The sequence below is a fragment of the Halomonas campaniensis genome, assembly GCF_014193375.1.
GTDB lineage: Bacteria > Pseudomonadota > Gammaproteobacteria > Pseudomonadales > Halomonadaceae > Halomonas > Halomonas campaniensis.
Genome location: NZ_JACHZF010000001.1, coordinates 99,091 through 108,781 on the forward strand (window position 1 = coordinate 99,091; position 9,691 = coordinate 108,781).

Here is a 9,691-nt window from a genome sequence, read left to right on the forward strand (position 1 = left end):
CCATGAGTTTCGACCACCGCCGCTTCCTGGGCGCCGTCAGCGAGGCTCCCGGCGTCTACCGCATGCTGGACGACCGGGGCGACACCCTCTACGTCGGCAAGGCGCGCCGCCTGAAGGCACGCCTGGCCAGCTACTTCCGCGGCGCGCTCAACACCAAGACCCAGGCCCTGGTGGCCCGCATTGCCGATATCCAGGTCACGGTGACCAACAGCGAGACCGAGGCGCTGTTGCTGGAGCAGACCCTGATCAAGGAGCTGCGGCCGCCGTACAACATCCTGCTGCGTGACGACAAGTCCTACCCCTTCGTGTTCGTCACCGACCGCCATCCCTTCCCGGCGCTGGAGTACAAGCGCGCCCGGCAGCGCCGCGACGACGGCCGCTACCTGGGCCCCTACCCCAGCAGCCTGGCGGTCCGCGAGAGCCTGTCGCTGATGCAGAAGATCTTCCGCATCCGCAACTGCGAGGACAGCGTCTTCGCCCACCGCACCCGCCCCTGCCTGCAGTACCAGATCCAGCGCTGCAGTGCCCCCTGTGTCGGCCTGATCGGCGAGGCGGACTACCGCCGCGACCTCGAGCATGCCGTGCAGTGCCTGGAGGGCAGGAGCGAACAGGTGACCGGCGAGCTGACCGAGGCGATGGAGGCCGCCAGCCGCGAACTCGCCTTCGAGGAGGCGGCCCGGCTGCGCGACCAGATCCAGCAGCTGCGCCAGCTGCAGCAGCGCCAGTTCGTCGATACCGGCGACGGCGATGCCGACGTCTTCGCCCTGGCCAGCCGCCCGGGCGCGCTGTGCATCTCGGTGCTCAGCGTCCGCCAGGGGCGGCTGCTGGGCGCCCGCCACCATACGCCGGCCAACGGGCTCGACCTGGAGCCGGAAGCGCTGCTCGGCGAGTTCGTCAGCCAGTACTACCTGGGCCAGGCCCGGGAGATCCCCCGGGAGGTGATCACCAGCCACCCCCTGCCCGATGCGGCGCTGATCGGTCGCGCGCTCAGCGAGCGCGCCGGCCGGCGCGTGCGCCTCACCGACCAGGTGCGGGGCCACCGCGCCCAGTGGCGGGAACTGGCACGCACCAACGCCGAGCAGCAGCTGGCCGGCCAGCTGGCCAACCAGGCGCAGCTCACCCGGCGCTTCGAGGCGCTGCGCGACGCCCTGGGGCTCGAGGCCACGCCGCGCCGGCTGGAGTGCTTCGACATCAGCCACAGCCACGGCGAGGCCACCGTGGCCTCCTGCGTGGTCTTCGACGAGAACGGCCCCCGCAAGTCCGACTATCGACGCTTCAACATCGAGGGGGTGGCGGCCGGCGACGACTACGCCGCCATGCGCCAGGCGCTGGTCCGGCGCTTCCGGCGCCTGGCCGATGGCGAGGGCGAGCGCCCCGACGTGCTGATCGTCGACGGCGGCAAGGGGCAGCTCAACCTGGCCCGCGAGGTGTTCGAGGAGCTCGGAGTCATCGGCATCGGGCTGCTGGGGGTCGCCAAGGGCACCACGCGCAAGGCGGGGCTCGAGACGCTGTTCCTCGAGACCGTGGACCGCACCCTCGACCTGGACGGCACCTCCCCGGCCCTGCACCTGGTCCAGCATATCCGCGACGAATCCCACCGCTTCGCCATCACCGGCCACCGCACCCGGCGCGACAAGGCCAGGCGCACCTCCACCCTGGAGGGCATCCCCGGCGTCGGCCCCCGGCGGCGGCGCGAGCTGCTGCGCTTCTTCGGCGGCCTGCAGGGGGTGAAGCAGGCCAGCCGCGAGGAGCTGGCGCGCGTCCCCGGCATCAGCGCCACCCTCGCCGAGGCGATTCATCGCGCCCTGCATGGATGACGAGCGCCAAGGCGGATAGAATGTCCGGGCGCCACGGCACCACCCCACCGACCGGCAAGGACTGCGTCACGCGATGAACATCCCGAATCTCCTCACCCTGGCCCGTATTGCCTTCATTCCGCTGCTGGTGGTGCTCTTCTACCTGCCCTTCGCCTGGAGCATGCCCCTGGCCGCCGCGCTGTTCGCCCTGGCGTCGATCACCGACTGGCTGGATGGCTACCTGGCCCGCCGCTGGAACCAGGCGACCCCCTTCGGCGCCTTTCTCGACCCGGTGGCGGACAAGCTGATGGTCGCCGTGGCCCTGGCGCTGCTGATCGAGCGCTACGAGGCGATCTGGCTGACCCTGCCGGCGCTGGTGATCATCGGCCGCGAGATCGTCATCTCGGCGCTGCGCGAGTGGATGGCGGAGATGGGCAAGCGCGGCAAGGTGGCGGTCTCCTGGATCGGCAAGGTCAAGACCACTCTGCAGATGGTGGCGATCTTCCTGCTGCTGGCCTTCGCCCCCGGCACGCCGATCGCCGCGCTGGCCGTGGCCACCCTCTACGTGGCCGCCGTGCTGACACTCTGGTCGATGTTCCTCTACCTGCGTGCCGCCTGGCCGCACCTCAGCGACTCGATGTAGGCCGGGATGCAAAAGCGTTTGACAGTCACCGACTTATCCGTATAATTCGCTCTCGAGTCAGGCGGGAATAGCTCAGTGGTAGAGCACAACCTTGCCAAGGTTGGGGTCGCGAGTTCGAATCTCGTTTCCCGCTCCATCATCCCCCCCCGGGGATGAGATCACGACTCGATGAGGCTGGATGGCAGAGTGGTTATGCAGCGGACTGCAACTCCGTGTACGCCGGTTCGATTCCGACTCCAGCCTCCATTTCCCGCTTTCCTGCTCGAGCCCGTGCCGCCCGGATGGCGAAATTGGTAGACGCAAGGGACTTAAAATCCCTCGGTGGCGACACCGTGCCGGTTCGAGCCCGGCTCCGGGCACCAGTCTCCCCACGCTTCGCCTGGACCGACCGCCTCACGGCGCATCGACGGGGCACCCGATCATGAAGCTGCCGCCCCTGCGCGACCCCTTCTTCACCTACCGTTTCCGGCGCAGGCTGCATGTCGTTCGCGTGCTGCTGGCACTGACGATCACCTTCGTCATCATCCGCATCTTCGAGATTCCCCACTCCAGCTGGGCGCTGGTCAGCACCGTCATGGTGATGGGCAACCTGCCGCATATCGGCGGCGTGCTCGACAAGGGGCGCCAGCGCCTGCTCGGCACCCTGCTCGGCGCGGGGTCGGGCCTCGTGCTGATCCTGCTGCCCCCGGGCCTGCCCCTGCTGGTGCCGGCCGGCAGCCTCGTCGCCATCGGCATCGCCACCTGGTTGACCTTCGGCAGCCGCCACGGCTACAGCGGCCTGATGTTCGCCATCAGCCTGCTGCTGGTGGTCGGCGACGGCAGCCATGACCTGGGCATCGGCCTGTGGCGGGCCTTCGACGTGCTGCTGGGCACCCTGGTGGGCATCGCCGTGACCGTGCTGGTGCTGCCCCAGAAGGCCACCGACATGATGCGCTTCATGCTGGCCGAGAACCTCGACCGCATGGCGCGCCTCTTCCACGCCCATACCACCGCCTCGGCCTCGCTGGACGTCGACACCCGCGCCCTGCTCAAGGCCACCAGCGCCTCGCTGGTCAAGCAGCGCGGCCTGGTCGATGCGATCCATCGCGAACGACGGCTGCGCCGGGACGAGCTGGATGACATCATCTCCCTGCAGCGCCGCATGCTCTCGACCATCGAGCTGCTGCTCGAGACCCACTGGACGACCCGGGCGGGCCATGACCGCATCGAGGCCATGACCGGCCTGCGCGAGGAGCAGCATCGGCTCGCCCGGGAGCTCGGCACCCTGGCCTTCCAGGTCCGGACCGGACAGCCCATCGAGGTCGAGATCAGCCCCTTCGACCTCCAGCGCCATGCCGAGCTGGCCTCCAGCGCACGCAGCGTCGAGGGTCGCGTGCTGTTCAGCCCCAGCGGCTACCTGTGGCTGAACCGCGAACTGGCCCGCCTGACCGATGACCTCGTGACCCGCCTCGGCGGCCTGAACCGCCTCCCCAGCCGCCGCCTGCGCCGCGCCTCGGGGCGCCGCTGGGCACGGCGGGAGTCCGCCCTGAACGACTCCGCCCTGAACGACAGAGGAGCGCAAGATGACCCACGGCAACCATGATGTGCTGATCATCGGCGGCGGCGTCGCCGGGCTGGTGCTGGCCCTGGAGATCGCCGACCGGCGCCGGGTCACCCTGCTGCGGCCGGCCAGCGACGATTCTGGCGCCAGCCGCTGGGCCCAGGGCGGCATCGCCGCCGTGCTCTCCCCCCAGGACGACGTCGAGGCCCACGTGGCCGATACCCTGGTGGCCGGCGACGGCCTGTGCGACGAGCGTGCGGTGCGCTTCACCGTGGAGCAGGGTCCCGCCGCCATCGAGTGGCTGCTCTCCCTGGGAGTGCCCTTCACCCCGGACACCAGCCCCGGGGCCGGCTATCCCTACCACCTGACCCGCGAGGGAGGCCACGGCGCACGGCGCATCATCCATGCCGCCGACGCCACGGGGCGGGTGGTAATGGAGACCCTCAAGCAGCATGTGGCCGACCACCCGTCGATCACCCTTCACACCGAACTGACCGCCATCGGCCTGATCGGCGATGCCGACGGAGCCTGCCGCGGGGCGCGCTGCCTGGACGAGCAGGGCCGCCTCCACGAGCTGCTCGCCGCCGATACCGTGCTCGCCACCGGCGGTGCCAGCGGGCTCTATCGCCATACCACCAGCCCCCAGCCGGCCAGCGGCGAAGGCATGATGATGGCGGCCGAGCTGGGTGCCGAGCTGATGAACCTGGAGTTCCAGCAGTTCCACCCCACCTGCCTCTTTGATCCCGAGGGCCCTCCCTTCCTGATCAGCGAGGCGGTGCGCGGCGAGGGCGGGCAGCTGCTCAACATCCATGGCCACCGCTTCATGCCGGCCCTGGACCCCCGTGCCGAGCTGGCGCCGCGGGACATCGTCGCCCGCGCCATCGACGCCGAGATGCAGCTTACCGGCAGCGACCACGTGCTGCTCGACATCCGCCACCTGGGCGAGGCCGCGATCCGCCACCACTTCCCCACCATCCACGCCCACTGCGCCGGACGCGGACTGGATATCACCCGGGTGCCGATCCCAGTGGTCCCGGCGGCACACTACAGCTGCGGCGGGGTGGCCACCGGCCTGGACGGCGCCACTCGCGTTCCGGGGTTGTATGCCGTCGGCGAGGTCGCCTGCACGGGCCTGCACGGTGCCAACCGCATGGCCAGCAACTCGCTGCTGGAGTGCCTGGTCTTCGCCCGCAGCTGCGCCCGGGCGCTGGCCCGGCCGGCGGTCCCGGCCACGGCTGACCTGCGCCCCCTGGCGGCCGGCAGCCAGCCGCTGCCGCCCGGCCTGGTCGGCGAACAGCGCGAGGCGATGCGCCAGTGGATGAGCGCCCGGGTGGCCATCGTCCGCCACGATGCCGGCCTGGCCGAGGCCGCCGAGGCGCTCGCCGACCAGCAGCGCCGGCTGGCGCCCCTGGTCGCCGCGAGCCCCCCCGACGCCGAGCTCGCCAGCCTGTGGCATGCCCTGCGCCTGGCGCGGCTCACCGTGGCCAGCGCACAGGCGCGCCGGGAGTCCCGCGGCCTGCACTACAACCCCGACTGCCCCGTCCATGGCGATCCCGCACCGCAGCCGTCACGGATTCACCTGGCGGACCTGGCAACGCCATAGCCCCGGCCAGCGAGCAACGCCTTCGCGAAAGGCACCGCCGACGCGCGGCCCGGTCGGGCCGCTCAGGCCAGGCCGACCAGCACCCGTCGCAGGGACCGCAGGGAGGCGGCATCGCCGCTGTCGGGCCATAGCCAGAGCCGGCGGCCGTCGAGGCGCAGGCCGATCAGCCAGGGCCCCAGGTAGTCGCAGCGCAGGGTCACCTCCTGCCAACCGCCGCCCGGCGCGGCACTCCGCCAGCTCCAGCGCAGCCCGCCGCCCGGCCGGGGCACGCCCCGGAGCTCGCCCCGCGGCCGCCCGCGGGCGACCCACACGACAACGCCGGTGAGCACCAGGGTCACGGGGACCGCGATGCCCGCCGGCGCATGGAAGGCGACCGGGGCGGCCACCGCCGCCGCCAGCAGCCCATGGACCCACAGCGCGAGGCTAGACGGGACGATGCCCAACGCTATCGGCACTTTCGGCATGCTCGATGATCAGCTGGACGATGCGGCGGCGGGCCGGCGCTTCCGGCCACTCCCGACGCATCAGCCATACGAAGAGGTCCTGGTCCTCCTCGTCGATCAGCTCCCGGAAGGCCGCCTGGTCCGCCTCGTCCAGCGTGTCGTAGCGCTGCTCGAGGAAGGGCACCAGCAGCAGGTCCAGCTCCCACATCCCGCGCCGGGAGTGCCAGTAGAGACGCTTGCGCTGGGCGGCTTCGGTGGTGGATGGCTCGTTCAACGTCGACCTCGACAGTGCGGATGGATGTGCCGCCAGTATACCCGAGCCCCCCTGCCGCGACAGCCTGCGGCGCCCGGAATCGGCCGTCTCTCTGCCTATGGTCGTAGCTCGTTGTTTTATCACGACTTGCACAGTATGCTTTGAGAAAACAACAACGCGGGGTGGTACTTCCCGGTTGCGAGCCGCATACGGAGAACGTCGATGACCAAGTCCGAGTTGATCGAGCAGATCGCAATGCGACAGCCGGAGCTGTCGATCAAGGAAGTCGAAGCGGCCGTCAGGCTGATCCTCGATGACATCACCGACACCCTCTCGGAAGGGGGACGGGTCGAGATCCGCGGCTTCGGCAGCTTCTCGCTGCATTACCGGGAACCCCGCGTGGGCCGCAACCCCAAGACCGGCGAACCTGTCGCCCTCGAGGGCAAGTTCGTGCCACACTTCAAGCCCGGCAAGGAGCTGCGCGAACAGGTGGACGCCAGCCGCGCCCTCGGTTACTGAGCACCTCTCAATGCCACCACGACATTCACCACAGGGGACAAGCGCATGCGTTGGCTCAAAGGCCTGATCCTGGCCATCATCCTGCTGGCGGTCCTGCTGGTCGGCATCCTGTTTGCCGTCAATAACCAGCAGGCCCTGCCGCTCAACCTGATCTGGATCGAGCTGCCTGCCGCCTCGCTCTCGGTCTGGCTGCTGGCCTCGCTGGCCGTCGGCGTGCTGATGGGCATGCTGGCCATGAGCGGCGTCTACCTGCGCCTGCGCACCCTGCTGACTCGCGCCCAGCGCCACAACCAGCAGCAGCGCAAGGAGCTCGACCGCCTGCGTGTCCAGGAGCTGAAGGAACTCCCCTAGAATGCCCGACGTCCTGCTGCTGACCCTGTTGTTGGCAGCGGTCGCCATCGGCTGGTGGCTCGGCCGCCGCGAACGCAGGAAGGCCGAGGATCCCGCCCCCTCCTCCGGGCTGGCGCGGGACTACTTCGTTGGCCTCAACTACCTGCTCAACGACCAGCAGGACCGCGCCATCGAGACCTTCGTGGCCGCCCTCGAGGTCAATAGCGAGACCATCGACACCCACATCACCCTAGGCAACCTGTTCCGCGCGCGGGGCGAGGCCGACCGGGCGGTGAAGATCCACCAGAACCTGCTGGCGCGCCCCACCCTCAGCGGGACCCAGGGCGATCGGGTCCAGCTCGAGCTCTCCCGCGACTTCCTCAAGCTCGGCCTGCTCGACCGCGCCGAACGCCTGCTGCAGACCCTGGTACGCGACACCCAGGACGACGAACTCCGCCTGGAGGCCAAGCGCCTGCTGGTCGACCTGCTGGAGCGCGAGGGGGAGTGGCAGCAGGCCCTGAGCGTCGCCCAGCCCCAGCTGGTGCGCCACAGCGAGGAGATGCGGCGTGCCGCTGCCCACTGGCTCTGCCAGCTGGCGGAGCAGGAGCGCTTCGAGGCGAGCCCGGGCCTGGCGCGCAAGCACCTGCGCCAGGCCCTGAACACCGACCCGCGCTGCGTGCGCGCCAACCTGCTGCTGGCCGGGCTGGAGCACGATACCGGCCACTACCGCCAGGAGATCCGCCTGCTGTCACGCATCCCGGACCAGGACCCGGCCTTCACCCCGACCCTGCTCGACCCCCTGGCCCATGCCTACCGGCTGCTCGACGACGAGGAGGGGTTGATTCACCACCTGCGGCAGCTGCTCGAACGTACCCCCTACACCAGCGTGATCATCCTGCTGGCCGAGACCCTTCGACAGCGCGAGGGCCCCGCCGCCGCCATCGCGCTGGTCAGGGAGCAGCTCGCCCGCGAATCGAGCCTGGGGGCGCTGGACTACCTGATGGACCTCTACCGGCAGGATGACCAGGGCGAATCACTCGAGCGACTCGAGCTGCTCCAGCAGCACACCCGTACCCTGCTGAAAGCCCTGCCGAGGCACCGCTGCCGGCGCTGCGGCTTTGCCGGCGAACAGCTCCACTGGCAGTGCCCGCGCTGCCGCAGCTGGGGCACCACCAAGCCGATCACCGGCATCGAGGGGGAGTAGCCCCGCCTCAGGCCAGCTCCGCCTCGATGGCCGCCAGCGCCGCCATGGGGTCCTCGGCCTGGGTCACCGGGCGCCCCACCACCAGGTGGGTGCTGCCCGCCGCCATGGCATCCCGAGGCGTCATGATGCGCCGCTGGTCGCCGGCCGCCGCGAAGCTCGGGCGGATGCCCGGAGTCACCTTGAGGAAGTCGGTCCCGCACAGCGCTCGCAGGCGTGTTGCCTCCCGGGCCGAGCAGACCACCCCGTCCATGCCGCTGTCCCGCGCCAGGCTGGCCAGGCGCTCCACCTGCTCGGCCGGTGTCGCCGAGACCCCCACCTCGGCAAGGTCCTCTGCCTCCAGGCTGGTCAACACGGTCACCGCGATCAGCCGGGTCGACAGCCCGTGCTTGGCGAGGCGCTCACGCGCCGCCTCCATCATTCGGCGCCCGCCGCCGGCATGCACGTTGACCATCCACACGCCCTGCTCGGCGGCCGCCTGCACCGCCCCCGCCACGGTGTTGGGAATGTCGTGGAACTTGAGGTCGAGGAACACCTCGAAGCCACGCCCGTGCAGCGCCTCGAGCACGTCGGGCCCGCTGCGGGTGAACAGCTCCTTGCCCACCTTGAGTCGGCAGCGGGCCGGGTCGAGCTGGTCGGCCATGCACAGCGCGGCATCCAGCGAGGCGTAGTCGAGGGCAATGATCAGGGGGGAAGCGGTAGGCACGGGCCGGTCTCCTGGCAAGTCACGAAGATGGCGGCAGTATATCAGCGTTACACCACGGACGATGTCGGCCTGAGCCGACGCCAGCCGCAGGGTTTCGACGCGGAGTGCCGGCGTGAATCGCCAGGGGCTGAAGTAGGCTCGGGATGACGCGCAATGACCGCAGGGGCCGACACTGCCGGGGAGCGAGGCACACTAGCTTGAAAGGGGCACCACGCCGGTGCATCAGGAGTGAGTCGTCACAGGAGAACTGCCCCATGAAAACAACCCTGCAGGGAACCCTCGCCGCAACGCTGTTCGCGCTGATGCTGATGCTCTCGCCACTGGCCGCCACGGCCCAGGAGGTCGCGCCGATCGACGTCAATACCGCGGACGCGGAACTGCTCGCCGAACTGCCGGGCATCGGGCCCGCCAAGGCCACGGCGATCATCGAGGAGCGCGAAGCCAACGGCCCCTTCGAGAATGCCGACGACCTCACGCGGGTCAGCGGCATCGGCGAAGGGACGGTGGCCAACCTTCAGGATCAGGTGACCTTCTGATCAACCCCCCGGCGGGGGGGGGGGGGGGGCGCCCCCCCCCCCCCCCCCGCCCCCCCCCCCCCCCCCCCCCCCCCCAAAACCCCCCCCCGGGAAAAAGCGGTGTGGGAGGTGGAGGCGGCCC

Annotated in this window: 11 protein-coding genes and 3 tRNA genes; 11 read left to right on the forward strand and 3 right to left on the reverse strand. The window is 70.3% G+C overall.

What is annotated here, in order from left to right:
* Nucleotides 1–2: 2 nt before the first annotated feature.
* The 7 genes from uvrC to nadB all read left to right on the forward strand — a co-directional run bounded on the left by uvrC (nt 3) and on the right by nadB (nt 5,582).
* Nucleotides 3–1,817 carry an excinuclease ABC subunit UvrC gene (gene uvrC / locus BDK63_RS00440; protein WP_183329339.1) on the forward strand — a complete coding sequence of 605 codons (1,815 nt, stop codon included), beginning with the start codon at nt 3–5 and terminating at the stop codon, nt 1,815–1,817.
* A gap of 73 nt (nt 1,818–1,890) precedes the next feature.
* Nucleotides 1,891–2,439 carry a CDP-diacylglycerol--glycerol-3-phosphate 3-phosphatidyltransferase gene (gene pgsA, locus BDK63_RS00445; protein WP_183329340.1) on the forward strand — a complete coding sequence of 183 codons (549 nt, stop codon included), beginning with the start codon at nt 1,891–1,893 and terminating at the stop codon, nt 2,437–2,439.
* 61 nt (nt 2,440–2,500) lie between these two features.
* Nucleotides 2,501–2,575, forward strand: a tRNA-Gly gene (locus BDK63_RS00450).
* Between the two features lie 36 nt (nt 2,576–2,611).
* Nucleotides 2,612–2,685: transfer RNA gene (locus BDK63_RS00455), tRNA-Cys, on the forward strand.
* 29 nt (nt 2,686–2,714) lie between these two features.
* Nucleotides 2,715–2,801 (forward strand) — tRNA-Leu (locus BDK63_RS00460).
* A gap of 59 nt (nt 2,802–2,860) precedes the next feature.
* Nucleotides 2,861–4,021 (forward strand): FUSC family protein, encoded by a 1,161-nt coding sequence (locus BDK63_RS00465; RefSeq protein ID WP_183329341.1) that lies wholly within the window; start codon nt 2,861–2,863, stop codon nt 4,019–4,021.
* The gene (nadB, locus tag BDK63_RS00470; RefSeq protein ID WP_183329342.1) at nt 4,002–5,582 is read left to right on the forward strand and encodes an L-aspartate oxidase; all 1,581 of its coding nucleotides are present in this window, start codon (nt 4,002–4,004) and stop codon (nt 5,580–5,582) included. The genes BDK63_RS00465 and nadB overlap by 20 nt, the downstream gene beginning before the upstream one ends.
* 62 nt (nt 5,583–5,644) lie before the next feature.
* Here the strand turns inward: nadB and BDK63_RS00475 are convergent, their stop codons facing one another.
* Both BDK63_RS00475 and BDK63_RS00480 read right to left on the reverse strand, forming a co-directional pair.
* On the reverse strand, nt 5,645–6,037 hold the full coding sequence (locus tag BDK63_RS00475) for a hypothetical protein (protein WP_343065253.1): 393 nt from the start codon (nt 6,035–6,037) through the stop codon (nt 5,645–5,647).
* Nucleotides 6,006–6,299: an FAD assembly factor SdhE gene (locus BDK63_RS00480; RefSeq protein ID WP_183329343.1), complete on the reverse strand. Its 294-nt coding sequence runs from the start codon at nt 6,297–6,299 to the stop codon at nt 6,006–6,008. The genes BDK63_RS00475 and BDK63_RS00480 overlap by 32 nt, the downstream gene beginning before the upstream one ends.
* A 186-nt stretch (nt 6,300–6,485) precedes the next feature.
* Between BDK63_RS00480 and BDK63_RS00485 the strand changes: the two genes are divergently transcribed.
* From BDK63_RS00485 to lapB, 3 genes are read left to right on the forward strand one after another with little or no spacing between them, the layout of a single operon-like run.
* Entirely contained in the window at nt 6,486–6,797 is a 312-nt protein-coding gene (locus tag BDK63_RS00485) for an integration host factor subunit beta (protein ID WP_302055109.1), read from the forward strand.
* Between the two features lie 45 nt (nt 6,798–6,842).
* The gene (locus BDK63_RS00490) at nt 6,843–7,148 is read left to right on the forward strand and encodes a lipopolysaccharide assembly protein LapA domain-containing protein (protein ID WP_183329345.1); all 306 of its coding nucleotides are present in this window, start codon (nt 6,843–6,845) and stop codon (nt 7,146–7,148) included.
* Nucleotide 7,149: 1 nt separating this feature from the next.
* Nucleotides 7,150–8,331 carry a lipopolysaccharide assembly protein LapB gene (gene lapB, locus BDK63_RS00495; RefSeq protein ID WP_183329346.1) on the forward strand — a complete coding sequence of 394 codons (1,182 nt, stop codon included), beginning with the start codon at nt 7,150–7,152 and terminating at the stop codon, nt 8,329–8,331.
* A 7-nt stretch (nt 8,332–8,338) separates the two neighbouring features.
* Here the strand turns inward: lapB and pyrF are convergent, their stop codons facing one another.
* Entirely contained in the window at nt 8,339–9,034 is a 696-nt protein-coding gene (gene pyrF / locus BDK63_RS00500) for an orotidine-5'-phosphate decarboxylase (protein WP_183329347.1), read from the reverse strand.
* Nucleotides 9,035–9,288: 254 nt separating this feature from the next.
* Here pyrF and BDK63_RS00505 point away from each other — a divergent pair, with 254 nt between their 5' ends.
* Entirely contained in the window at nt 9,289–9,570 is a 282-nt protein-coding gene (locus tag BDK63_RS00505; RefSeq protein WP_183329348.1) for a ComEA family DNA-binding protein, read from the forward strand.
* Nucleotides 9,571–9,691: the final 121 nt, after the last annotated feature.

Excerpts from the sequence above, each read along its gene's own strand:
- uvrC (WP_183329339.1), top strand. The coding sequence starts at position 3 with ATGAGTTTCGACCACCGCCGCTTCCTGGGCGCCGTCAGCGAGGCTCCC.
- pgsA (WP_183329340.1), top strand. The coding sequence starts at position 1,891 with ATGAACATCCCGAATCTCCTCACCCTGGCCCGTATTGCCTTCATTCCG.
- BDK63_RS00465 (WP_183329341.1), top strand. The coding sequence starts at position 2,861 with ATGAAGCTGCCGCCCCTGCGCGACCCCTTCTTCACCTACCGTTTCCGG.
- nadB (WP_183329342.1), top strand. The coding sequence starts at position 4,002 with ATGACCCACGGCAACCATGATGTGCTGATCATCGGCGGCGGCGTCGCC.
- BDK63_RS00490 (WP_183329345.1), top strand. The coding sequence starts at position 6,843 with ATGCGTTGGCTCAAAGGCCTGATCCTGGCCATCATCCTGCTGGCGGTC.
- lapB (WP_183329346.1), top strand. The coding sequence starts at position 7,150 with ATGCCCGACGTCCTGCTGCTGACCCTGTTGTTGGCAGCGGTCGCCATC.
- BDK63_RS00505 (WP_183329348.1), top strand. The coding sequence starts at position 9,289 with ATGAAAACAACCCTGCAGGGAACCCTCGCCGCAACGCTGTTCGCGCTG.